We start from the raw sequence: 24,118 nt of genomic DNA on the forward strand, positions 1-24,118 counted from the left end.
CACAACACACTATCGAGAGTTCCGCACATGACTATACCCGCCATCGTCTGTTCCGGCTTGTGGAAAATTTTCGGGACGCGCAAAGGGAAAGCCCTCGCGGCGGCCCGCGATCGCGGGTTCAGCAAGAGGCAAGTCCTTGAAGAATTCGATTGCGTTCTGGGTGTGGCCGATGTGTCCTTCTCGGTCGAGCCCGGCGAGATCTTTTGCATCATGGGGCTGTCCGGCTCAGGGAAATCGACGCTTGTCCGCCATCTCAATCGGCTGATCGAACCAACCGCAGGCGAGGTTCGGATCGGCGGAAATGCCATCAACAAACTTTCGCCGTCTGAACTCCGGACCCTTCGCTCAGAGACGGTCGGCATGGTCTTCCAGCACATGGCGCTGCTGCCGCACCGCACCGTCTACGACAATGTTTCCCTCAGTCTCGAACTCCGAGGCAAATCACGCAAGGAGTGCCGCCGCGTGGCGGAAGAAAACCTCAAGCTCGTTGACTTGAGCGGTTGGGGCGAGCGTTACCCGGACGAGCTCTCGGGCGGGATGAAGCAGCGGGTGGGGCTTGCCCGTGCCATGGCGGCAGACCCGCAGATCCTGTTACTGGACGAGCCGTTCTCAGCGCTCGACCCGTTGATCCGCCGCCAACTCCAACAGCAGTTCCTAGACCTCGCGAAGGTCGTCCAGAAAACAACGGTGTTTATCACACACGACCTCGACGAAGCCATTCGCCTGGGCGATCGTATTGCGATCATGAAGGATGGTAAGTTCGTTCAAGTGGGAACGCCGGAAGACATCGTAACCGCGCCCAAGGACCGCTATGTCGCTGATTTCGTCTCAGGCATTTCGCTGCTCAATCTCGTCACTGCCAGGAAGATCATGCAGCCGCGGGACAGCATAGCGACGCTTTCTGAAAAGAAATTCCAAGCGCTCCCCCGCGTGCAAACCACTGACAAGCTCTCCGCTGTGATCAGCACCGCTGCGGATGGCGGCGATCTGATCGCAGTCTATGACGGCAGCGAGCCGGCGGGCGTCGTCACCCGGCGCGCCCTGTTTTCAGGAATTCAAGGCGTGATATCGAGCCCCAAGGCCGTGAGTGGTTTGAAATCGGGAAAAATTTGCCAGTACGGGGGCAGCTCTGCCCCCTCAATCCGCCCAACAAGCTCTGGAAGATCAATCGATATGGACACAGCTGCGCTCTCTGCTCACAGCGACGAAGGCAAGAAATGAGCGAACCGACCTTGTCCCGTGCTTAGTAGAAGTGCTCGCGCAGTGCCCCGGCGCCCTGCATGCTGAACAGTCTGAAACTACTTTCGTGAAGGACCCCGCCGTCGCCCTTTCGCGGCGATGACTTACGTTCCGCCCGGGCGATCCACGCGCGGTGGACGCAACGGGCTTTAAATCCGCACGCCCATTTTACCACCGCCGATCTGACACATTTAAATTGGTCCTATTGAAGACTTGCCACCCACCCACGGCTGTGGTCGATCGTAGGGACCGGTACTGAGGACGTCTGCCTACAAGGCCTTGAGCCGCTCCACCGCGGTTAGGGCTGATATCTCTCGGGCCTTGGCCAGCATCACTACTTTCAAGGTCTCCCAACAAGAGACGGCATTGGGGATACGGACACCTAGACGCTTGACGTATAATTGCTCGCGTTACGTATCGAAGCTGCATCCCTTGCGAAGACGCGTTGCGCAGCTATCCACTCATTCCTATAGGTGTTTGTAACTCAGGCCCGCACTTTTTCAGCCTTCGGATCGTACATCGGCTTCAACGATGCTTCCGCCGCGAAGCGTTCGCCGGCGATTTCGATCTCGTAGGATGAAGCCAGCACATCGGCCTCGCTCTCGCCCCGGCATGGCACATAACCCAGCCCTACCGCGCCGCCGAGGTGATGGCCGTAATTGCCTGATGTGATCGGACCGACGATCTTGCCGTCGCGCAGGATCGCCTCGTTATGGAAGAGCAGGGGCTCTGGATCCTTAAGCCGGAACTGGACGAGCCGGCGTGACAGGCCGGCTTCCTTTTTGCGCAGCACGGCATCGCGGCCGATGAAGTCGCCCTTGGCGGTCTTCACCGCGAAGCCGAGGCCGGCCTCCAGCACATTGTCCTCGTCGGTGATGTCGTGGCCGAAATGCCGGAAAGCCTTTTCGATGCGGCAGGAATCCAGCGTGTGCAGGCCGCAGAGTTTCAGGCCGACATCGGCACCGGCCTCGTCGATCGCTTCGAAAACGTGTGCTGCCTGGTCGGTCGAGACATAGAGTTCCCAGCCGAGCTCGCCGACATAGGTGACGCGGTGGGCGCGGGCCAGGCCCATGCCGATCTCGATCTCCTGGAATGTGCCGAACGGATTTTTCTCATTGGAGAAATCGTTCGGGCTGACCTTCTGGATCAGCTTTCGCGCATCCGGACCCATGAGACAGAGCACGCTTTCGGCCGCCGTTACGTCGGTGACGACAACGAACTGCCCGCCGACATGGCGGCGCAGCCAGGCGAGGTCACGCTGCAGCGTGGCGCCTGGGACGACGAGGAAGAACGCCGTCTCCGACAGGCGCGAGACCGTCAGGTCGCTCTCGATGCCGCCGCGTTGGTTGAGCATCTGGGTGTAGACGATCTTGCCCGGCGCGACGTCCATGTCGTTGGCGCAGAGCTTCTGGAGGAAGGCACAGGCGTCGCGGCCTTCGACACGGATCTTGCCGAACGAGGTCATGTCGAACAGGCCGACCTTGTTTCGGACCGCGAGGTGTTCCTCGCGCTGGTTGTCGAACCAGTTCTGCCGCTTCCAGGAATAGCGGTATTCGCGCTCCTGGCCCTCGCGTGCGAACCAGTTGGCGCGCTCCCAGCCGGCGACTTCGCCGAACACCGCGCCGCGCGCCTTCAGATGCTCATGCAGGGGCGAGCGGCGGACATTCCTCGAGGTCGCCATCTGCCGATAGGGGAAATGGTCGGCATAGAGCAGGCCGAGCGTCTCGGAGACGCGCTCCTTGAGATAGCGTCGGTTCTTCTGGAATGGCTGGGCGCGGCGGATGTCGACCTCCCACAGGTCGAAGGGCGCTTCGCCGTCATTGATCCACTGCGCCAGCGCCATGCCGGCGCCGCCGGAGGAGACGATGCCGATCGAATTGTAGCCGGTCGCCATCCAGTAGCCGGACAGCTCCGGCGCCTCACCGAGATAGTAGCGGTCATCGGGCGTAAAACTCTCCGGACCGTTGAAGAAGGTGTGGATGCCGGCGGTCGCCAGCATCGGCATGCGGTTGACGCCCATTTCGAGGATCGGCTCGAAATGCTCCATGTCCTCAGGCAGTTGGTCGAAGCAGAAATCCTCGCTTATGCCGTCCATGCCCCACGGCTTGGCCACCGGCTCGAAGGCGCCCAGCATCATCTTGCCGGCGTCTTCCTTGTAGTAGGCGCACTCGTCCGGCACCCGCAGCACCGGCAGACGGGTGAGGCCGGGGATCGGCTCGGTGACGAGATAAAAATGCTCGCAGGCGTGTAGCGGGATGGTGACGCCGTTCTGCGCTCCCAGTTCGCGCGCCCACATGCCGGCGCAATTGACGACGATGTCGGCCTCGATCGTGCCTTGCTCTTCGCCTTGCGCCCAGGACACGCCGGTGACGCGGCCGGCCCTGGTATGGACCTTGGTGACCTTTACGTTCTCGACGATGGTGGCGCCGCGCTGGCGCGCGCCCTTGGCCAGCGCCATGGCGATGTTTGCGGGGTCGCACTGGCCGTCGAGCGGCAGATGCACGGCGCCGACGACGTCCGAGACATTCAGATGCGGATACATCTGCTTGACTTCATTGGGAGAAATCTCGCGGACATCGACATCGAAGGCACGCGCCAGCGATGCTTGCCTGTAGATCTCGTGCTTGCGCTCCTCGGTCAGCGCCACGGTGATCGAACCGACCTGGCGCATGCCGGTGCCGACCTCGGTCTCGGCTTCCAGCTTGACGTAGAGGTCGGCGGAATATTTCGCCAGCCGGGTCATGTTCTGCGAGCCGCGCAACTGGCCGATCAGGCCGGCGGCATGCCATGTCGTGCCTGACGTCAGCTGCTTGCGCTCCAGAAGCACGATGTCGGTCCAGCCGAGTTTGGCCAGGTGATAGGCGACGGAGCAGCCGGAAACGCCGCCACCGATGATGACCGCTCTTGCTTTGGCGGGAATGGCTTTGGCGGTCATGCGGCCTCGCGGCGGTAGCTGGAAGCGAAACGGCGCAGCCGGAGCGCTGCTTCTTGCAGCATAGGTTCGGGCTGGCAGAGGCTGATGCGGATATGGCCTTCTGGCACGGGGGTGAAGTGGCGCCCTGCGTCACATTCACCTGTCGCCTGCAACGACGATAGTGCGCCTTGATGGGCATTTTCTAAGCCGACCACCCGCTGCCTATTCATGGAGCGACATCCACAAGTTGATGCCCCCTCCGCAGAACGATGCGCAGGGTTTGTCACATCGAAATTGGGCCGCTCTACCACCGAGTTCCCACCTACCTCCGATGCAGAGTTGCCTGGGCATGCTTGTCCTCCGTTAGCGCGACGTTCATTGTTGGTCAGATTAGGCGTCTCTGACCCAACCCATGCGATAAACTCGACCCGTTTGACTGCCCTCTGCGCTCTTGACGTAGCCGAGCGCCACCTCGCTCGCCGGCACCGCCGCGGTGCCAGGAAAGAAGTCGCCGTAGAGCTGAACCGACTCCTGTACGAGAGTCGGACTGACCAGATTGATCCGCAGCCCCCGCCCAAGCTCGATTGCCGCGCTGCGTACAAAACCGTCTAACGCGCCATTGACCAGGGCGGACGAGCTTCCCTGCCGGATGGGATCTTCGTTGGTTAGACCCGAGGTCAAGGTAAATGATCCGTGGTCGCGGATACGCTTGAGACCCTTCGCTACGAGATTGACCTGCCCCATCAACTTACTGCGCAGCCCGATTTCGAACTGTTCATTCGTGAATTGGTTCAGCGGGGCGTAGTGCACGGCCCCTGCTGTGCAGATCAACGCGTCAAATGCACCGATCTTGTCGAATAATTGGTCGATAGAGTTCGGCTCGGCGATGTCGACGTTGAATAAGCCGCTAGTTCGCCCGACTCCTATAATGTTGTGCCGCTTGCCAAGTTCGGCCGCTACGGCCGACCCGACAATCCCAGTCGAACCAACCAGGACAATTCGCATAGGGACTCCCCTGGATATCCTGACGGCTAGGAGGCGACCTCAAACAGCGGGGCAAGTGCGGCGCGAAGCGCCATGTCCTGGTCCGCCGAGAGTTTTGCCAATGGCTTGCGGACATTCCCGGTTCCGAGGCCGCGCAGTTGCGCGGCTCTCAGAACAGAAGGCGTATATGGTGCCCGCCAGATAAAAAGCAACGAGGGCAGCATCCGCTGCCAAAGTGCCAGAGCCCTCTCCAAATCCTTCGCTGCCACAAGGTTGTACAATTCGACAGCCTCAAGAGGCATGTAGTTTGCTGCGCCCCAGATAACACCGCGCGCGCCTGCCATCAGCGCATAGAGGGTTGTTGTATCGCAACCATTTAGCACCTTGCCTCCCGTCTGCAGATACTCCTGATGCACGGTGAAGTCGCCGGCACTATCTTTGATGTAATTGAAATGCTTGAGACCGCTCAGTCGATCAAAAAGGCGTGGCGAAACCGCGATCCCGGTAGCCTGCGGGATGTTGTAGCCCACAATATCCACGCCAACCGCCGCGTCGATTTCCCTGTAGAAATTGAAAATTCCATCCTCGTCTGACGGACCTTCGAGATACGGCGGCAAAATCATCAGCGCGTCCGCGCCGACCGATTCAGCTTGCTGTGACCGCCGTATGACTTCGTCCATATTCAGGGCCGAGGTCTGGCAGACAACGTTGCAGCGTCCTGCGATGCGCTTCGCCCCGAGCTCGTAGAGCCGATTGCATTCGGACTCGGTCAGGTAAGGGTGCTGGCCTGTACCTGCCCCAAGAACCAAGCCGTGAACTCCCGCCGATACGTATTTTTCGATCAACTCTTCGAAGAGGCCGTAATCGATCGCACCGGTAGGTTCGAACGGTGTCTGCATTGCAAGATTGATGCCCTTCAGGTCCGCCATTGCCGTTCCTCTTATTGCTAGACTTCCGCGCCTGCCTGCCTGAAACGAAGAGCGGTCACGAACCGGACGCCCATTGATGTGACAAGTCTCGGATAAGTCCTGCTCGGAGCGGCCCGCGTCTTCAGGATATCGATCACAGCCGAAGATTGCCCCGTGGCCAGTTCGGCGACAGCCTTGCCAAAGGCAGCCCCTCGAGCGACGCCGGTTCCATTACAGAAGGCGGCACCATAGACGTCGTGCGCCAACTCGCCGAAGACCATGCCGCCATTTTGCGCGAGCGTAAGCAGACCACCCCAGCTGGCCTCAAAGCCGATTGACGAAAGCCCGGGCCATCGGCGGTCAAATGCTACCTGCTGCTGGGTCCGCGCCCTAAGGACATCTTGTTTGGTTGTTTTGAAATTAGTCGCATACGAGTAAACGTTTCTAAGGAAAAGACGGTTGTCTATAGTACGTCGCACCGTCGTCCCAAAGCTATCGGCCGGAATAAGCCCATATGTTCGCTTGTTGCCCACGTTGGAAAGCTCGCTCTCAGTGAGCTGTCTGGTCATGCTCGCGAACGTGTAGAGTGGTATGGCTCGGTTTTCGAAGAAGCCAAATCTCGTCAGATAACCCGATGCGCAGATGATGACCTTCGAAGCCCTGATTGTTCCAGCAGGCGTCTCGCAGATGTGCTTCGGCGCACCGAACTGGACCGCCACAATGGCGGTGTTTTCATGGATGGTAACGTTCTCGGGGAGGCTGTTTACGGCGTTCTTGAGATACTTCGCAGGCTGGACCAGAATCGTGCCAGGGTGATGCAAAGCTTTGACGTAGTGCTTACTGCCGGTGATCGACTGAATTTCAGGGGCTTCAACCCAGCTGTACTTCTGTCCAAGCTTATCGAGCGCCTCCGAAAAGCGGTGTAGATCGGCAACGCCGTGAGACGTGGCCGCGCTGTGGTATTTCCCCTGCGGGTCCCAATCACAGTCTACCCCATGCTCCTCGACGGCGGTTCGAATGTAGGCGATGCCCTCAAGGTTGACGTACAGCTCTTCCTTGTTTCCCCTAATGTCTTCAACGAAGTCGCGTTTTCGGGGATTGTGCGCGAGATCGATGACGAAGCCCATGCACCGCCCCGATGCATTGTCCCCGATACGTCCGGCGTCGACGAGGATTACCGAAGACTGGGGGTTGAGTTCGGCAAATCGGCGGGCCGCGTGAAGCCCCATCCAGCCGCCGCCAATGACCAGGCAATCGCATGTGACATCGCCTTGCTGCGGCACTAAGGGTAGCTCCGGTCCCGACGTGCGGTACCACCCTGAGACTGTTGGCTCCGGATGCGGTGCTTGGACGACAATACGCTCTCTTGTCTTTGTTTGATTCAAAGAGTTCACTGCCAACTCGCTCGGTGAAGGCGGCCGGTGGGTAGTGCACCGCTCGCTCTGGCTTGTTCCTGTTTCGAATAAACGATGTGTCGTTCGTCTCGTAGACGGAAAATATGCGGTCTGATATAGACCTGCTTCATGTCCAAGCTTCGCAATCTTGTCCCATCGACGCATTCGCTTTTCGTCTTCGAAGCGGCGGCCCGAACGCTGAGTTTCAAGAACGCGGCCAGCGAACTCAACGTGACGCAGCCAAGTATCTCGCATTCGATCAAAATGTTCGAAAAGCATTGCGGGACGGCACTCTTTGTCCGAGACAATCGGGGAGTGCAGCTGACCGAGCCCGGCAGGCAGCTCTACGATGAGGTGCGCAACAGCTTCCGCCGTCTGGAACAGCGGCTTGAGACCATCACTGATCGCGGAACGAAGTACATAACTTTCGCAGCTTCGACATCTCTGGCGGCACATTGGCTCGCGCCTCAACTCTATCATTTCCAGGAAGAGCATCCGGACGTCAGGATCAAGGTGGTCGCCACCGACCGCGATGTCGAGCCAGATCATGAGATCGACGTGACGGTTTGGGTGCGGCCCCGGAATTTTGAAAGGGCCAACAGCTGGTTCGTTTGCGACGAGATCATCTTTCCCGTCTGCTCACCGGCATATCTTCTGTCGCACCCCGCTCCCCAAGCCGTCGAAGATCTGATCCACCATCAACTGATTCATTCGTCCGATGCTTTTCGCAAGCGCCTGGATTGGCCCGAATGGGTCGAGTTGGCAGGCGGCGATGCCAGCGACATCAAGCCCAATATCGTGTTCAATGACTACCAGCTAACGCTTCAAGCGGCTCTGGCTGGTGAAGGAATAGCATTGGGGTGGTCCCTTACCGCCCAGCAGTTGCTCGACAACCGCCTCCTGGTCAAGCCATTGCCAACCCAAATCCAGACCGACAGGGCCTTCTTTCTGTTGGCCAGCGAGGATGCCAGCAAGAACAAGAGATGCAAGATTTTGGTTGACTGGTTTCTCGTCCAGTCTGAAGAACTCCGCCCGTGACCTGAATTGCCCCTCACCCTATCCGCCTCTGGATATAAACTGGATTTAAGACAAGCGAAAGCTTTTGCGCATTCTCAGGACAATTGCCGGCGCCTATCATCAGCGCGAGATTAAGCTAGGGTCCGCCCCTATTGGACGGCCGGGCCACTGATGTTTGACGCGGGATGCGGGTCATTCCGCTGAGGGTGACGCGATGATGGACACTGATATTCCCGCAATCCGGCGCCGCACAGGCCAGTCTTCCGGTTCCCAGATTCACCTGCGGGAATAGTGGCTGGCAGCCTGAAAATCAACTCCCAAGGCTTCGAACCGGAAGCCTGATCGGTGCCCCATCGAGATGGGGCGCCGACCTCCTTTGAATTGAGCATCAGGTGAACCAACATGGCTGACGAAGAGATCATCCTTTCCGAGCTGTCCGACGAGGAACTCGTGCAGCAGATGCACGACGACCTTTATGACGGGCTGAAGGAAGAAATTGAGGAAGGCACGGCCATCCTGCTGGAGCGCGGATGGGCGCCCTACAAGGTGCTCACCGAGGCGCTGGTCGAAGGCATGCGCATCGTCGGCGAGGATTTTCGCGACGGTATCCTGTTTGTTCCGGAAGTGCTGCTGTCGGCCAATGCGATGAAGGCCGGCATGTTCATCCTGCGCCCGCTGCTTATCGCCACCGGCGCGCCAAAGCAGGGCAAGATGGTGATCGGCACCGTCAAGGGCGACATCCACGACATTGGCAAGAACCTCGTCGGCATGATGATGGAAGGCGCCGGCTTCGACGTCATCGACCTCGGCATCAACAATGCGGTCGAGAAGTATATGGCGGCGATTGAAGAGCATAAACCTGATATTGTCGGCATGTCGGCGCTGCTGACCACCACCATGCCCTACATGAAGGTCGTCATCGACACGATGAAGGAAAAGGGCATTCGCGACGACTATGTCGTGCTGGTCGGCGGTGCGCCGCTGAACGAGGAATTCGGCAAGGCCGTCGGCGCCGATGCCTATTGCCGCGACGCGGCGGTGGCTGTCGAGACCGCCAAGGACTTCATGAAGCGCAAGCATAACACCCGTAGTTGAATGGCTGCGGTGCCAACCCTGAAGGCGCCGGTGTCGTTTGCGGCCGCTCGATGTTGATCACCATCAACCAGGATGTATGACCTTATGAATGCGCCATTTTCAACAGGAGATCATTCGCGGATCGTGGGATGGAACCCCAGCCGGCAGGTGATCGACACGCAGGACGTATACCGACTGGTTATCCTGGCACTTCCCGGATTTTCGCTACTCAGCCTTTCGTCATTTGTAGATCCCCTTCGCATCGCGAATTCTGTGTCCGGTCGATCATTCTTCGAGTGGACGATTGCAAGCCTGGATGGCCAGCCGGTTGAATGCGCCAGCGGGTTCGTCCTGTCGGTCGGCAGCGACTTCGCTAGCACCGGCGAATGCGTTCCGGCTGGCAAAGGTACGAACATGGTCATTGTCTGTGCAGGCGAACGGGTCGAAAGGCAGACGTCTGCTGCTCTCAGCAAGATTCTTCGGCTTTGCAAGCGGCATGGTGTTCCAATCACAGCGTTGGGTACGGCGACATGGCTGTTGGCGGACAGCGGGTTGCTGGACGGCACCGCGTGCACAATCCATTGGGACAAGAGAGCCGCTTTCTCTGAAAAATTTGGCCGGCTTCAGGTCACTGACCGGCTATTCGTTCGTGATAGTCACCTCCTCACTTGCGCAGGAGAATTTGCGTCGTTCGACCTCGTTATGGAGCTGATCAGCGAACGCCTCGGCAGAGACATTGCGTTGACCGTCTGCCGACATACGACTGCCGGGTATTGGCGCCCTGCCTCTGATAGACAATGGACCATGAATGGCGGCGAAGCCGGCATCTGCAAGCCGGTCGCCGAAGTGATTCGCATTATGGAGGAGCATATTGAGGACCCGCTGCCCTTACGCGACATCGCAAGATGTGTCGGCCGCTCACAGCGTCAGATTGAACGGCTCTTCCAGCGATCGGTTTCGTTGTCTCCCATGCGCTTTTACCTGCATTTGAGACTTAGCCGCGCGAAGCGTCTCATTGCACAAACAGAGTTGCCGATTATTGAGATCGCGGTCGCCTGTGGTTTCGTGTCGGCCTCACATTTTTCGAAGTGCTTCCGCGAAGCCTTCGGCGCCAACCCCAGTACCTGTCGCGGCTGACCCATACTCGGTGACGCCCCCTTACGAGCCCCGCAAAACCCACGTGCCATCAATTGGCAAGCACCTCGGCAGCCTGGCTTTCGCGCTCAACGCGATCGGGCCGATGCTCCGATGGGAGCCGAGGCGTCGAAGAGCACCGTGCCTGACGTCGACCGAAGAAGCCATCGTCGTCTGCCGCTGGATGACGTCCTGGGCTGTCCGAGAGGACACCATCCAAAGCCCAGCTTAGCGCCTCATCACTGACTCCAGCGCCAGGGCAATCCTGACCTGCCCCAAAACGGCGATAGTCCCAGCGGACGCCTCCTTCGGCCGCAAATCTTCGACCGCATCTGCATTGCCAATGGCAATCGAGCACCGGGCTGATCAACCCGTACCAGCTCATTCCGGACCCACCACATAGCAGGCCACTGGAATTGATAGAGCTGACAACGTAGGAGGCGCGCGGGATTTTCATGAGTTCGCGGGCAGTGCTGTACGCTGGGTCGCAAGTTCACAACCCGACACTTTGTCGGCTTTGTTGTTTGCGGACAGGCTTCGTTGGAGCAATGTTGTGTTGTTGTGCCTCAGCCTGATAGCAGAATTCATCAAAATTGCTTTTCTTCGGGCTTTTGGCCAATTGGCACGAGCTTTGATTCTCACATTTGAGAGTTGGCATCAGGAGCCGAATAGCCGCTTCCGATTATGCCTATCAGAGGAGTTGCCATGAATACCGTCGATCAGCAGACGACACTGGAACAAGTCGCACGACAGCGCATCAGGGACGCCCTCGTACTCGAGGGCGACGCCGATCGCCTAACCCAATTCTATCGGGGATGGGCTGGGGCCTACGATGTGGATGTTGGCTCCGAGGGGTACTACGGCCCGATGATCGTGGCGGAACTAGCGGGCACCGTGCAGGCAGCCTATTTGAGCAGCGAGCGAACTGCCATCACAATCCTGGATGCTGGCTGCGGAACAGGCCTTGTCGGCGTGCAACTGGAACGCCTCGGCTTCGGGCTGATCGATGGGTTCGATCTTTCCAAAGAGATGGCCGAAAAGGCGCGGCAAACCCGAGTCTACCGTCATGTCCAAGACTGTGTCGACCTTAACGGAGTACTCTCTGAGTACGCCGACGCGGGCTATGATATCACGGTTTGCTGCGGTGTCTTTACACTTGGGCACGTTAGACCAGACGGGCTGCGCGAGCTGGCTCGCGTCACGCGCCCGAAAGGATTCATCATCACAAGCATCCGCAAGAGCTACGCCGAGGCCGCATTCTTCGAGGACGAAGCGCGGCGTCTGCAGGATGAGGGCGTTCTTTTACTGGCGCAGTGTCTAAGCAACGGCAGATACGTGGCCGAGGAGCGTGCGGACTATTGGGTCTTTCAAGTGCCCGAGAAGGTCAGCGCGGCAGAGCGACAGGGGTTGTGATCATGCTCTGCCTCGGGAGCGAAACCCTGTTGTGGATGACCTAAAGACGAGTAGGGGTATTTCCAGCACGGTGGCGCGTTTCAGTACTACTTCGCGTCACGATAAATCCAAATGGCCGGCAGCTATGCGTCGGCTTCAATCGGCAAAACAAAGGTGTACTAATGTCCAAAGGTTTAGTAGCCAGACTAGACGATAAGCTGCGCGCAAAACGCGAAAGCTTTGACAAAATACCGGTGGTCGACATCGGACCGCTCCTCAACGGTACGAACAAACAGGTGGTGGCCAGGGAGATACGGTGGGCGCTTTCCAATACTGGATTCATGTATGTGAAGAACCACGGAGTCCCGCAGGATTTCATACAATCGGTGTTTGATGTGAGCCGCAGGTTTTTTAATTTGCCATTGTCGCAGAAGTCGTCACTGCATATTGGCAATTCCGATTCGGCCTTTCGCGGTTACATTGAGCTGTTCGGCGAGAACACCGATCCGGGCAAGACCAAAGACCTCAAGGAGTGCTTCGACTTCGGACCTGAACGTTCGACCTTAGAAGGTCCCTTTTTTGGTCCTAACCAGTGGCCCTCAGGTTGGCCCGAGTTTCGGGAGCTGACATACAGATACCATCAAGAGATGGTGGGCCTATCGAAAAAACTTTTGCAGGGAATTGCGCTCAGTCTGGACCTGGCGGAAAGCTATTTCGAGGACCTCATGCGGAACCCGATCAGCATTCAGCGGCTGCTTCACTACCCGCCGCAGAGTGGTTATATCAGCGAAGACATGATCGGAATCGGCGCCCACACCGACTACGGCAATTTGACCATCCTTGCACAGGACGACGTCGGCGGTCTTCAGGTCATGAACCGAGACGGCGATTGGGTACAAGGCACGCCGATCCACGGTACTTTCATAATCAACGTCGGGGACCTGCTTCAGCGGCTCACCAACGGTGTCTATCTGGCCAACCTACATCGCGTAGTGAATAGCTCAGGGCGTGAGCGATACTCAATCCCCTTCTTTATCGATGCTGATTTCGATGCGATCATTGAGCCATTGGCCTCATGTGTCACTGACAGCAACCCTCTGCGCTACCGGCCGGTGACTTGCGGCGAACACAAACTCGGGCGTTTCGCAGCAAGTTATGCTCATTTGGCCAAAGCATGAGAGAGCGGGCCGCCGCCTACTCGCGTGACAATACACTGCGGGGTCGAAGCGGCCCAGTCGAACTCAGAAAACGCCATAGGTGGGACAGTATTGTCACGCATTAGTCCCTTGACCGCGCCTTTGAAACTCAATGTGCGCGGCATCTGGCGGCAACAGGGGTTTTGCAGCCACTTCCTGCGGTATGCTAACGCTTTCGAGACCTGGACCCCCGGCTGGCGTGTCACGCGCACCATCCGCAGCAGGATAAACTGCTCGCTTGCAGACGCGTTGTCACCACTTCGCCTGCTGGTCTGTCGGATTCGCTACACACGCGTGATAGGCAATCTCTTCGTTAGCCTCAGTCAAATAGCCGAGAGAAATCAAAATCCTCGGCTGCCGGGCGGGTGAATCGGCACGATTTTTGAGTGTTTCCTGGGAGAGACAGTAGGCGCCGCTGACTGGGACCTAAGGCGCAAAACATGGACAAGCCCCCAACTTCGTAAATTACTTGGAACCATCGGGATTTTAGGAGGACGTTCCGAAAACAGCGAAATTCCAAGCGACCTCTGGCGAAAAGTACTCATCCCTCAATCGAGCAGGCGAAAGAAACAGTATGTCTGATACTCACATAAACCAAGATCTGTCTATTTTGACGGATGACGTCGCGTGCGCAAAGCAGCTCAATGCCCGCAACGTAAAAATCCTCAGCACGGGAGGAGAAAGGGGGCGCGGGGTATTCGCTGCTCGCGACTTCCTGCCGGGGGAAATTGTCGTCATCGGGCTAATTGACCGTATGGAAACGGTTCGAACGACAAACTCCTTTCAACTGGACTGGAATGTCCATGCTCTCTTTCATAAGCCGGCTGTCATTGTGAATCATTGTTGTGATCCAAACTTAGCGATTGTGCCCAATCGCTTCGGGGCCTACGACTTCGTCGCCATTCAGCATATCTCTTCTGGCGCCGAAGTGACGTGGAACTACGCTACATCGGAATTCGAGTGCATTGGGGTATCGGTATGTCTTTGTTCGTCTAGAAATTGCCGAGGCTCAGCCGGAGGCTTCTCCACATTGCCTCGCGATCATCCTCTGCTCGTATCGGGTTTTTACGCACCGTACCTCAAGAAAACCCAAGGCACCTTCCAAGAGAGAGATAGGGTTGCTTAGCCCCAGGGAACGCAACATGCGTCGGATGACCTGCTCGTTGGCAGTGCCGCCCTGACAGTGTTGCGCGCCGCGGTGAGCGTGCGCGGCCTCTGGCCAGTAGCGGACTTCAGATGAACTGCCTTGAACCAACGTGTGCGCACAATCTGTGCAATCCCCTGCGCGTCACCTGTCAATGCCACTCGTCCCCAAAAGTGCCGAAGTAAAATTCCCCAGTTTCGCCGCTCAGGCTGTCCCGGTGGGGGTGTCCATTTTTCGGTGGCCGGCCGCGCGGTCGCGATGGTGAATTTAATGTCGGCAATGTGATGGAGGCTTTTGATCGCAAGTGTTCTGGCATGAGCTCGGCGTGCTGGCGGAGCCGATAACTCGATCCTTCGATCTGGACGACGACCGCATGGTGAAGCAGGCGATCGAGAAGTGCGGTTGCGACGAGGGTCGCCGAAGACCTCGCCCCATTCGGCGAAGCCGCGATTTGAGGTAACAATCATTGCGCCCTTCTCGTAGCGGGCGTTTGCGAGTTGGAAGAACAGATTGCCGCCACCGTGGACGACGGGCAGGTAACCGAAGCGTCGACGCTCGTGCGTGAGGTCGCGCAGCCGACCACGCAGCTGTGTCTCTGGCGGTCGGCCAGACTGGTATCAATCATCTTGCGATCGGCGCCGACGAAGGACAGGCCCGACGCTCCGATAGGCCCATGACGGCCTGCAGATGCGCTACGGATTCGCGCTTGGCGGCGGGTCCTAACTTTTTTCGACAGAAGCTCGCGCACTGCCGAGGCTTCGAGCGTCGGCGAGCAGCTTCTTTAGCTTGGCGTTCTCGTCTTCCAAGGCCTCAGGCGCTTGGCGTCGGAGACGTCCATCCCGCCATACTTGGCCTTCCAGCTATACAGCGTCGCCTCGGAGATCCCGTGCTTGCGGGCAAGATCGCCAGCCTTCGCACCCTCTTCATGCTCGCGCATAACCGCGATGATCTGCTCTTCCGTAAATCGCTTTGTCTTCATCAGTCCGTAATCAAGGACCCTGACTCTAGTCTCAGATGGAGGAAATTCTCAGTGGCAGGTCTGTATTCAGGTGCTGCTGCCCCATCGCAGTCTGGCGCGAGGACTCTAAACGCCCAGACCGACAGCAACTGACAAAATGGCGGATTCGAAACAAACACCTGACAAAAATGTCCGCATCATTACACATGGATGTTTTCAAAGGTAAATTAATGCCGTCAGCGGGCGTTCAGCGCGCTGGCACGGCCTTTGCTGGTTGAAATGCGGCAAAACTGATTGACGGCTGACTGCATCGAAGCCCGCCTGACGATAGAGGCCTCCTTTCAGTCGACTCGGTGCACCGTCTCTCAGGGAACAGCTTGCCATAAAGCCGCGCAGCTTTGGGATGGCGTTGGAGAGCAATATGGTTTTGCAGATGGGGTCGCCGGCTCCTTCGATCAATGTGGAGACTTGGGTGCGCGGCGAGCCCATCGCACATTTCCAGCCCGGCAAAGTATACGTCGTCGAATTTTGGGCAACTGGGAGTGAACCATGTGCGGCGGCGATGCACCATCTGATGCAGATGCAGGAAAGGTTCAAGCACAGTGGGCTCGAGGTCATCGTGGTCGCGGCTCATGAAGGCGCGCTATCGACGGTTGAGGCGCGGGTCAAGCTGGACGCGTGGTTGACCGAAAAGTGCTCGAACCTGAATTTTCCGATCGCGTTCGACCATACGGGCCAAATGAAAAAGCGTTGGATGGAAGCAAGCTTTTCTGGCGAATTTCCGATCTTGTTTGTAATCGATGCAGACGGTCGTATCGCCTATATCGGTCACGCTACTCGACTTAACGAGGTCTTGGCGAGAGTGCTCAACGGCCGCTGGCGCACCAGCGACGCATCGAAAGTCGACTCGAAGCGGATCGCCGAGCGCGAACAAGCGTTGACCAAGTCAATTAATAGGAGATTTTGGGCCGCAGTGAGAAAAGAGGACTGGGAGACGGCACTCTCAGCAGTCGAAGAGGGCAGCGCCTTGATGCCCGACGACATCAACTTCCGCTTGGCTCAGGCGCATGTATTGCTTCACAGAATGCAAGACATGCCGGCCGGGTTGCCTGTCATACGCCAATTGGCTCGCGACGCGATCGAAAGGAACTCCGAGCATTGGCTGCTGGCAACATTAGACCAACTTTTCGGTCCGGCGCACGACCACTCGCACTTTCCGTCTCATGAGCGCTTCGCGCTCGGCAAAGAGTTGGCCGAGCATATCCTGGCACGCAATCCACTCCAAGGCGACGGCCACAAGTTCCGGACTTATCCGGCGGTGGCTCGATACTATCACGAGAGCGGCAACCAAGATCGTGCGATTGAGCTAATCGAGTTCGCACTGAAATCGCTGGACAGTGCGGACCCTATGCTGGACGAGCTGAAACAACACCTTCTACCGAACTTGCTGCAGGCCTTAGCCAACTACAAGGGTGAGGAGGTTTATTACGGCGCCCTCTGTGCGGCTCCGCAAAGCAATGTCCTGAAGGCACGATCGCAGGGCGGGCCGAGGAGAAAGCATAAAAGGGTTTGATAGCAAGAAGGGCTTACGGGCCAATTCGTTCAGGCATATGGGTCCATCGCAGCTGAATTGGCATCAATATACAGGGTGTTACTAAACATGTTCTGAGGATGCCTTTGAAACCCATGAAATCATGGTGGTATGGGACAAAGCCCGGGCACCTAACGAAGAAAGAAGCGTCAGCGCAGATGCTCGCATTTCAGTTCAAATCGACTAAGAGCAACGAATCGCGGCGCCGGACCGGGCTCGTGCGTCGCGCACGGCCATCAGGTTGGGCCTTCGGAGTCAGAGACGCCTATTCATCTTGCGGCCGCTTAATGGTCGCATCGCCGACGGGGTGGAGTAGGCCTTGACCACGCGGGAGAAGGTGTCCGGATTAAACCGGCCTGCGCGTGCGTCTCGCGTCGGCATGCTTGTAACGGTGAATGGCGAAAGGGCAGCCGAATGAAGCGTTTTATGGGGAAGGTCGCCTTAGTGACCGGGGCTAGCCGCGGCATTGGGGCGGCAATCGCCGACAGACTTGCCAGCGACGGGGCCAGAGTATTTGCGGTTCAGCTCGAGGCGACCGGTCATAGAGAAGGGATAGTCGCGGACCTTTGCGACCCCGGCGTTCCGAACATGGTAATTGACCATGTCGTTCGACAGGCTGGCCGCCTCGATATCCTGGTCAACAACGCTGGGTGCATGGTTGAAGCAAGGGTAGATGATACCGGGCTTGACGAGTGGCGACGCACAATGGCGCTGAATCTTGATGCTCCTTTCCTGCTGATCCGTCGCGCCATGCCTCATCTTCGCAGAAGCCGTGGCTCAATCGTCAATGTTGGCTCGATAGAGGGATTGGCCTCTAACCCAGGGCACGCGGCATATTGTGCCTCGAAGGCTGGGCTGCATGGCCTTACACGCGCCGTAGCGGTGGACGGCGGGCAAGACGGGGTGCGCTGCAATGGCGTAGCGCCTGGTTGGATCGATACGGATCTCAATGTCGATTTCGTCGCCGCTTTGCCCGAGAAGGCACTGGAACGGCTTGGTACCATTCATCCGTTGGGCCGAACAGGCCGCGTTGAGGAAGTTGCCGCCATGGTCGCATGGATTGCCTCCGACGAAGCTGCATTCGTCACCGGCCAGATTTTTGTCGTAGACGGTGGCCGAACTGCCAAGTTAAGTCTTCCGTGACGGTTAGTCGTATTTCGAACTGGGGCGGGCCGCTGGAACGCCATCCTCCCGCTGGCACCTGCCTTGTCGCTATCAGCCGCGACGTCGAGAACCGGGTCCGTCTGATGGTAAAGGAATATGGCGCCCAGTTCCGCCGCTCGGCAACGTCAGAGAATGATTGCCTACGGACATCTGCTGGGGCCAATCTCCGAGGCGGCGGTGCATTTAGGGTGAAATTTGCCGTGAACAGGAGAAGGCTCGATGGCAAATCTGGTCCTTCTACGTGGAGACGAGCGCCCCCGCCGCGGCGTGTTCGAGCGAGAGAGCATGCAATGTTCGCATGCCTTGGCGATGTGTTGTTTAGCGGCGCTGAGCTTGCTGCCATGCCTTCACCGCTAGGGCTGAACCAGGCGCGGATGTCCATGTGGGACCCAGCTCTCCTGGACCAGGAGGCATCTCATGCCGGTCTTGGCGGCGACCGCAGCGACCATGCGCGTATGGTTGGACTGCACGCCACCGGTTGTGACGAGCGTATCGGGCATCTGGCGCGATCGCGTCGGGCGGCGTCGTCATGAGCCAGGCGGTGCTGATCGCTGTCGGCATCGATTGGGACGGCCGGCGCCAGATCTTGGCCGTCGAGATGGCTAATCGCGAAAGCCGCTCGGCCTGGAGGGATTTCCTCGTCGCGCTGAAGGCGCGCGGGCTCAGGGGCGTCGAACTGGTCGTGTCCGACGATCATGCCAGCCTGGTGGCGGCGATCGGCGGGGTGATCCCCGAAGCCCGCCTGGCAGCGCTGCTACGTGCCTCAGGAACGCGCTCGATCACCTGCCGAGAAATCGTGGCGATGATTGCCTGCAGGAGTTGCGCTGGCTCTACGACCGCGCGATCTCGCCGAGGCCAAGGCCGATCTCGCCGCATGGCTTGCCAAATGGTCGGGCCGCTATCCGCGACTGACGAGCTGGGGAGAGGAGACCATCGAATGCACGCTGACCTTCTTTTGCCTGCCGCGCCAGCACCACAAGCACCTGAAGTCCACCAACATGCTGGAACGCCTCAACGAGGAAATCCGCCGGCGCACCTATGTCGTGCGCATCTTCCCGAACGCCGAAAGCTGCCTGCGCCTGGTCAGGGCGCTGGCCGTCGAAACCAACGAAAACTGGATGGAGGCCAACCGCTACATCAACATGGATGACCTGCGCGAGCACAAGAAGCTTGCTTTGCGCCAAGCCGCATGACCAGCTCAGAAAGAGCACGCGGCCGAAGTAGCCGGCCTGAAGCAGCAGCGAACAGGCCAGCGTCGTGACGACTGCCACACGGAGAATCCAAAGCGAAGTAAACCATCGACGCATTGCTGCACAGGACCAGCCCCACGAGCCGACAAAAAGATGAAGTGCAACGCCGTTCTCCTGGTTTTCGCCAGATCATGTTGCGAGCTGGTCGGCCGCAACATGCGTCTGGCAGTTCTTGGGGCAGACGCGGCCGCAGGCTCCGCAGCCTATGCAGCGGCCGGCATCATCGACAACCATGATCATGCGATTGAGCTTGCCGTCGAAATCGTCGTCCTCGTCATCGCAGGGGCCGAGGATTTCACCCGCATCATCAACGCCGTGAAGATGCATCACATCGCGCGAGCAGACCTTGAAACAACGGCAGCAGCCGATGCAGGTTTGCTATCGATGGAGGTCAGGTACGACGGCATCCAAATGGAGCCGTCACGGGTGGTGAATGTGCGCATCATCCTAAATTCTTCATTGAAGCGAGTTCTCTCTTGGCAACATCCAACTCGGCATAAACGGCTTGGGTTTTCTCGGCGACTTCCTGTATGTCGGCCCACTTGCCCGGCAGACCCTCGACGAGGTCCTGCAATGCCATCTTGGCAATAGCTGCACGCAACTGGAGCTTTCAGACTTTTTTCCTCATCCTATCTAGGTCTGACATAGATCCTTTCTGGAACAATGGTTTCTTGATGCGCTCCATCTCGGGCTAGGCTTCAATGGCTGCAGTCGCATCGTCGACCAGTTTCGTACCGGCCTCAGCAAGTTTGCGGAAAGTCTCGAAGCCGAACCGGTGGACGTCTCGACAGAACGCCCAACCGCCGGAAGCCCCCACGGGTTTCATTCCAATTATTGGCGACGTCGACACGCCGGTGCGCTCCTCGATCGCAAGCGCTACGGCGGTGTAAAACATGTCGAGCCTCCACAGCGCGTCAGGATCGGGATCGCCGCCAAAGGGTACCGCACGTTGCTGTTGCTTGGTGATGATGAACTCGGCCAGCAGCTCGGCATCCGAATGGCCTTCCCATAAGCCGAAGGAATCCTGAGTACGAATGAGCCGCAGGAGGCATTTGACGAACGGGGAAGCAAGGGCCTCGCCGTCCCCGTGGACAGCAGGGCCAACCGGTTCATGAGGAATTTCGCTTTTCCCCAATTTCAGTACTCCTCTTGAAGGACGATCTCTTTTTCTGCGATGTGTGGTTCGGGCGCTTGCGTGGGCGGGGAATGGCTTGGGCGAGCCGATCCCACGCAACAGTGTCCCGTGGCCGACCTCGAGCACGTCCACCAATGCGAGACCTTTCACCGCGGCGCGAACGCCTGCGCCGCGGTTCGACCCGAGGTAAACGCAATGGAAATTCCACCTGCCGCAAGCCGCGCACTTTTGCGGCATCGACGTTATTGCTGCGAAGTGCGCCTGGGCGGGCGGATTTGCCGGTGTTCAATTCCAATTGTCATGCCCTTCGCGATCCTTGCTCAGGAAGTGACAGCGTTTTGAGTTTCGGAAGTCTTGTTTTGCGGAGCCACACAGAGACCCGCGTGACAGGCAGGCTCACCCGTGTAGTTGGCCAGGGCTTGGAGCAACGAGGTGAGGTAGCGCTGTTTGGTTTGGTCCGGCACTGGCTCCGAATGGTCCAGCGATTTGATTGCCACCTCGATCAACTCGATCGCCCGGTCCTTGTTGCCGCTCTCGTAATAATACTGAGCGACCGGAAAGTAACACCCGAATTTAAAGTCTCCATCGCCTTGCGGAGGATTAAGTTCCAGGATCTGTTCGGAGAGCTCCTTGCCCATCGCAAAGCGATCATCATGCGGAAGATGGGAGTTGTCGATCGTGGGATGGAAGAGTTGGTTCAGCGCCATCACCACCCAAGACATCGCTTCGAACTTTTTGTTGATCGCGTCCTCGACCAATTCGCGCATAAGCGGCAAGCCGGTTTTGATGTCGCGCAGCTTGTGAAGCAGAATATCCGCATGAACCCGCCGAAAATCAAAAGAGTCTGGCATCACGGCGAGGCCTTCTTCGATGGCCAATAGTGCCGCTGCCCAATCCTCGTCCTGCATCGCCGGCCCAAGTTTGGCGTATATCGGCTGACTCAGCGACGATTCGCGCACACGCGAGATTCGCTTTGCATCGACGGCTTTCGCTTCATAGCTGCTGCGCCAGCTGCCGTTAAGGACTTTCGGCAAAACGTCATCGAGAGGTGCCGGGTGGCCGATATAAGCGATGTGGCCGTCGCGGTCGACCACGAACGAGGTGGGAATCCCGAACGAAGAGCTGGGTTCCAGCCAGAGCTTTTTCATTTCGCCAGTGCAATCGAACGCTGTCCGATAATTCAGATTCGGGAACTTCTCGGTCAGCCAGGCATCCACGTTGGTCCGCGCTTCGTCCGCGGTTGCAGCCTTTTCGCAAGCTGCGACTCCGATAATCTCAAATCCGCTGTCTTTATATTTCTCCTGCAGTTCGATCAAATGGGGCATGGCGTGGACACATGGTCGGCACCAAGTCGCCCAAAATTCAACGAGGTAGACCTTGCCGGGCCGAAGGCTCGTGAGGGGCTCGCCACGCAGCCAGTTCTCCACTTTCAGCGCAGGAGCCGGGGACCCCATACGCAGTTCCATCTTGGTGTCCAAAGTCATTCCACACCTTTCGTCTCTTTTGTCGCGGAATATTTTCCAGTCAAAATCGGACACGGTCTCGAGGGCATTGCTCCCTCTCGCTTGCTTCAGCGGAGCTCTCACCGTGTTGCCGCACATCAAGCACGGCAAAGGGCATGCCAACCCTTCTTAGCTTCGGCAAGCGCCGGTACCGCCTTGAATAAGCGAGCCCTAACACGGCCAGCTGACGTTAACCTGAATGTCGGCTTTCGACGGCTCACCTTAGCGGCTGCCGTTTAGGAAGGTGAGAGTTTGGCTGGCCCGCTGGCGATAAGACCGGCTTCGGCGTCCTGGAGTAGTCGCACTTCGGCGATGGGGTCGAAAGTGCGGGAGAGGCTCGGTACCCTTGCAGCCACCGCCGCATGTGGCCCGGCGTCATAATTCGCGTCGCGGTTGCCAACGGCGGCGTTGGGCTCGATCCACGTGGCGTTGAGCCCGACAGCACGTAAAGCTGCATCGTGATTGAATGCCCTTTGCTGTTTCACGCCAAGCAGGAGTCGCGCGACGCTACCTTGCTCAAGCGCGAGCAGAGCGATCTGACGCCGTAGGAATATTGCTCGTCCCGCTTTTGCCGCCAGAGGCGGAAATCTTTCCTGAATGCCACCGCCGATCATCAATATCGACGAATCATATCCCGCTGCCCATTTGTTCGACTCCGAGGTCGGGCCAGCACTCCGTCAAGGGACGGTTGATGAACCCTAGATGCTCGGGATTGGCGCATGGCGCGCGCCGCAGAAGGCTGTCAAGGATGCGGCGCGCTCGCCAGGCCAGCAGCCCAAAGTTCGGATCAGCCAGCCCGCGCTGTCCAAGGCAGGCGTTCTGAACGAAAAGGCGTCGGTCTCGCGGTCCGTCCCAGTACACCGAAAAATCCTCGCCGATGGCGAGCTCATTGCCGATCTGTTCGAGGCGATCTGCGATCGGTTCTAGGAAACCCGGCAGCGGTTTCTCGTACCCGGTGGCCAGGATGACGATATCGGCGGTTACTTCTCCGATGTTGTCCAAGCCGCGTTGCAGCGTGAGCCTGTGCCCTGCTCCGGCATTGATGCAGCGCGACACGTTGCAACTTGGCCGCAATGTGATCTCGCATTGGTGTGGCTCGAGAAAGGCGTGGTGGTAGAGCGCCTGATAGACCGCGCGCAACTTGCTTTCTGAAATGCCCTCGGAGGCAAGCGCGAAACGCCGCAGGAACAGCTGTCGATGCACCTCGCTCATCGCAGCAAAACGATCCGAGAAGCATGGCGTGAACAGCCCGTTTGTGAACGCGTGGTCGTCGAAAGGCATCTCGCGCGTCAAGACCCATGTGATCGCCGCGGGCCGCCGTTCTTTCGGCCGGCCGACAAGGTGCAGTAGCAGCTCGGCTCCCGACTGTCCGCCGCCAACAACGCAGACATGCTTTTTTTGCACCTCAGGATTGATGTGGGCCAACTCAGATGAGTGGAACAGGTTGGGTCCAGTCCAGCCATGAAACTGAGGCGGAATTTGCGCCTGCTTGCCTATGTCGATGACGAGGTTTCTTGCATCAAGGACCGCGTTGTCCGTCCGCACGCGAAACTCGCCGTCAAAGCGGATTTCGCGAACGGCCTCGCCGCCACGGACAAGCGGATTCTTCTGGAACGCCCAGTTGAGATATTGGGCGAACTCGGCTCTAAGCACCCCGTGAAATTGCGCATTGAGGAAATTGTAAAGACGCCCGTTCTCGTGGAGGTAGTTTACGAATGTGTAGGCTGATCGCGGATTGACCAGAGTAACCAGATCCTGGAAGTGGCCGACCTGGAGCTCCGCGCAATCGAAAGCGCTGCCTGGATGTCCTCGGAAATCGACCTCCCGGTCCAGGAACAGTGCCCCTTGCGCAATCTCTTCCTGTATCTGACACGCAAGGCTCAAATTAGATGGTCCAGCACCCACACCAATACAAAAGAGGTCCACTTATCCTTACTCCTCTAGGAGTGTTTTCCAACTCAGCGGCATGTTGACGTCGATTGCCGGGCATTGAGCAATGCGAACCTCACAGGCATGCTTGAGCCGCGGTCCCGACTGAGAGGACAGCAAAAGCGTGTGCCGCCTTCCAGGTCTTGGGCTCAATGTCGGCGGCATCGACAGCGGCGCGGCGTGATCCGAACCC

19 protein-coding genes and 6 pseudogenes are annotated in these 24,118 nt (G+C 58.3%); 10 read left to right on the plus strand and 15 right to left on the minus strand.

Annotated elements, in window-relative coordinates; translation table 11 throughout:
- The first annotated feature begins 27 nt into the window (after positions 1-27).
- Positions 28-1,221 (plus strand): betaine/proline/choline family ABC transporter ATP-binding protein, encoded by a 1,194-nt coding sequence (locus EOA32_RS00150; protein WP_126080622.1) that lies wholly within the window; start codon positions 28-30, stop codon positions 1,219-1,221.
- Between the two features lie 502 nt (positions 1,222-1,723).
- Here EOA32_RS00150 and EOA32_RS00155 read toward each other — a convergent pair.
- The 4 genes from EOA32_RS00155 to EOA32_RS00175 all read right to left on the minus strand — a co-directional run bounded on the left by EOA32_RS00155 (position 1,724) and on the right by EOA32_RS00175 (position 7,328).
- Positions 1,724-4,174 (minus strand): FAD-dependent oxidoreductase, encoded by a 2,451-nt coding sequence (locus tag EOA32_RS00155; protein ID WP_126080621.1) that lies wholly within the window; start codon positions 4,172-4,174, stop codon positions 1,724-1,726.
- A 369-nt stretch (positions 4,175-4,543) separates the two neighbouring features.
- The gene (locus EOA32_RS00165; protein ID WP_126080619.1) at positions 4,544-5,158 is read right to left on the minus strand and encodes a short chain dehydrogenase; all 615 of its coding nucleotides are present in this window, start codon (positions 5,156-5,158) and stop codon (positions 4,544-4,546) included.
- 26 nt (positions 5,159-5,184) lie between these two features.
- Positions 5,185-6,066 carry a dihydrodipicolinate synthase family protein gene (locus EOA32_RS00170; RefSeq protein ID WP_126080618.1) on the minus strand — a complete coding sequence of 294 codons (882 nt, stop codon included), beginning with the start codon at positions 6,064-6,066 and terminating at the stop codon, positions 5,185-5,187.
- Between the two features lie 17 nt (positions 6,067-6,083).
- Positions 6,084-7,328 (minus strand): FAD-binding oxidoreductase, encoded by a 1,245-nt coding sequence (locus tag EOA32_RS00175; protein ID WP_245459658.1) that lies wholly within the window; start codon positions 7,326-7,328, stop codon positions 6,084-6,086.
- Between the two features lie 240 nt (positions 7,329-7,568).
- Between EOA32_RS00175 and EOA32_RS00180 the strand changes: the two genes are divergently transcribed.
- From EOA32_RS00180 to EOA32_RS00205, 6 genes are all read left to right on the plus strand, one after another.
- Positions 7,569-8,477, plus strand: coding sequence for a LysR substrate-binding domain-containing protein (locus tag EOA32_RS00180; RefSeq protein ID WP_126080616.1), 909 nt, complete (start codon positions 7,569-7,571; stop codon positions 8,475-8,477).
- Positions 8,478-8,858: 381 nt separating this feature from the next.
- Positions 8,859-9,551, plus strand: a complete 693-nt coding sequence (locus EOA32_RS00185; protein WP_126080615.1) for a B12-binding domain-containing protein — start codon at positions 8,859-8,861, stop codon at positions 9,549-9,551.
- An 84-nt stretch (positions 9,552-9,635) separates the two neighbouring features.
- The gene (locus EOA32_RS00190) at positions 9,636-10,667 is read left to right on the plus strand and encodes a GlxA family transcriptional regulator (RefSeq protein WP_164762826.1); all 1,032 of its coding nucleotides are present in this window, start codon (positions 9,636-9,638) and stop codon (positions 10,665-10,667) included.
- A 702-nt stretch (positions 10,668-11,369) separates the two neighbouring features.
- Positions 11,370-12,077, plus strand: coding sequence for a class I SAM-dependent methyltransferase (locus tag EOA32_RS00195; RefSeq protein ID WP_126080613.1), 708 nt, complete (start codon positions 11,370-11,372; stop codon positions 12,075-12,077).
- Between the two features lie 161 nt (positions 12,078-12,238).
- Positions 12,239-13,234, plus strand: coding sequence for a 2-oxoglutarate and iron-dependent oxygenase domain-containing protein (locus tag EOA32_RS00200; RefSeq protein WP_126080612.1), 996 nt, complete (start codon positions 12,239-12,241; stop codon positions 13,232-13,234).
- Between the two features lie 592 nt (positions 13,235-13,826).
- On the plus strand, positions 13,827-14,378 hold the full coding sequence (locus EOA32_RS00205; RefSeq protein ID WP_126080611.1) for an SET domain-containing protein-lysine N-methyltransferase: 552 nt from the start codon (positions 13,827-13,829) through the stop codon (positions 14,376-14,378).
- Positions 14,379-14,547: 169 nt separating this feature from the next.
- On the opposite strand, the pseudogene EOA32_RS38265 reads toward EOA32_RS00205, so the two are convergent.
- The 3 genes and pseudogenes from EOA32_RS38265 to EOA32_RS38270 all read right to left on the minus strand — a co-directional run.
- A pseudogene (locus EOA32_RS38265) lies at positions 14,548-14,938 on the minus strand (ATP-binding protein); the annotation flags it as partial.
- Positions 14,933-15,375, minus strand: a pseudogene (locus EOA32_RS00210) (transposase); the annotation flags it as partial. The pseudogenes EOA32_RS00210 and EOA32_RS38265, both read right to left, overlap by 6 nt.
- A 195-nt stretch (positions 15,376-15,570) precedes the next feature.
- Complete coding sequence (locus tag EOA32_RS38270; RefSeq protein ID WP_189353850.1) at positions 15,571-15,843, minus strand: hypothetical protein; 273 nt, start codon at positions 15,841-15,843, stop codon at positions 15,571-15,573.
- On the opposite strand from EOA32_RS38270, the gene EOA32_RS00215 reads away from it, so the two are divergent.
- Both EOA32_RS00215 and EOA32_RS00220 read left to right on the plus strand, forming a co-directional pair.
- Positions 15,827-16,927: a redoxin domain-containing protein gene (locus EOA32_RS00215; protein ID WP_348526306.1), complete on the plus strand. Its 1,101-nt coding sequence runs from the start codon at positions 15,827-15,829 to the stop codon at positions 16,925-16,927. The two genes, EOA32_RS38270 and EOA32_RS00215, sit on opposite strands and share 17 nt — an antisense overlap.
- 432 nt (positions 16,928-17,359) lie before the next feature.
- Complete coding sequence (locus EOA32_RS00220; protein WP_126080609.1) at positions 17,360-18,088, plus strand: SDR family oxidoreductase; 729 nt, start codon at positions 17,360-17,362, stop codon at positions 18,086-18,088.
- Positions 18,089-18,489: 401 nt separating this feature from the next.
- On the opposite strand, the pseudogene EOA32_RS00225 reads toward EOA32_RS00220, so the two are convergent.
- A pseudogene (locus EOA32_RS00225) lies at positions 18,490-18,603 on the minus strand (aminocyclopropane-1-carboxylate deaminase/D-cysteine desulfhydrase family protein); the annotation flags it as partial.
- 26 nt (positions 18,604-18,629) lie between these two features.
- Here EOA32_RS00225 and EOA32_RS00230 point away from each other — a divergent pair.
- Positions 18,630-19,302 (plus strand): annotated as a pseudogene (locus tag EOA32_RS00230) (transposase); the annotation flags it as partial.
- Between the two features lie 36 nt (positions 19,303-19,338).
- On the opposite strand, the pseudogene EOA32_RS39530 reads toward EOA32_RS00230, so the two are convergent.
- The 7 genes and pseudogenes from EOA32_RS39530 to EOA32_RS00265 form a co-directional block, all read right to left on the minus strand.
- Positions 19,339-19,416: pseudogene (locus EOA32_RS39530) on the minus strand (hypothetical protein); the annotation flags it as partial.
- A 72-nt stretch (positions 19,417-19,488) separates the two neighbouring features.
- Positions 19,489-19,805 (minus strand): annotated as a pseudogene (gene fdxB, locus EOA32_RS00240) (ferredoxin III, nif-specific).
- Positions 19,802-19,960: a CCE_0567 family metalloprotein gene (locus EOA32_RS00245; RefSeq protein WP_224571204.1), complete on the minus strand. Its 159-nt coding sequence runs from the start codon at positions 19,958-19,960 to the stop codon at positions 19,802-19,804. The pseudogene fdxB and the gene EOA32_RS00245 overlap by 4 nt, the downstream one beginning before the upstream one ends.
- 90 nt (positions 19,961-20,050) lie before the next feature.
- Positions 20,051-20,494 (minus strand): DUF269 domain-containing protein, encoded by a 444-nt coding sequence (locus tag EOA32_RS00250; protein WP_245499104.1) that lies wholly within the window; start codon positions 20,492-20,494, stop codon positions 20,051-20,053.
- A 320-nt stretch (positions 20,495-20,814) separates the two neighbouring features.
- Positions 20,815-21,960, minus strand: coding sequence for a TlpA disulfide reductase family protein (locus EOA32_RS00255; protein WP_063170388.1), 1,146 nt, complete (start codon positions 21,958-21,960; stop codon positions 20,815-20,817).
- 272 nt (positions 21,961-22,232) lie between these two features.
- A complete protein-coding gene (locus EOA32_RS00260) occupies positions 22,233-22,610 on the minus strand; it encodes a hypothetical protein (protein ID WP_024505270.1) in 378 nt (125 codons plus the stop codon).
- A gap of 13 nt (positions 22,611-22,623) precedes the next feature.
- Positions 22,624-23,922: a SidA/IucD/PvdA family monooxygenase gene (locus tag EOA32_RS00265; RefSeq protein WP_063169368.1), complete on the minus strand. Its 1,299-nt coding sequence runs from the start codon at positions 23,920-23,922 to the stop codon at positions 22,624-22,626.
- Positions 23,923-24,118: the final 196 nt, after the last annotated feature.

It is taken from the genome of Mesorhizobium sp. M1A.F.Ca.ET.072.01.1.1 (assembly GCF_004023325.1).
Classification (GTDB): domain Bacteria; phylum Pseudomonadota; class Alphaproteobacteria; order Rhizobiales; family Rhizobiaceae; genus Mesorhizobium.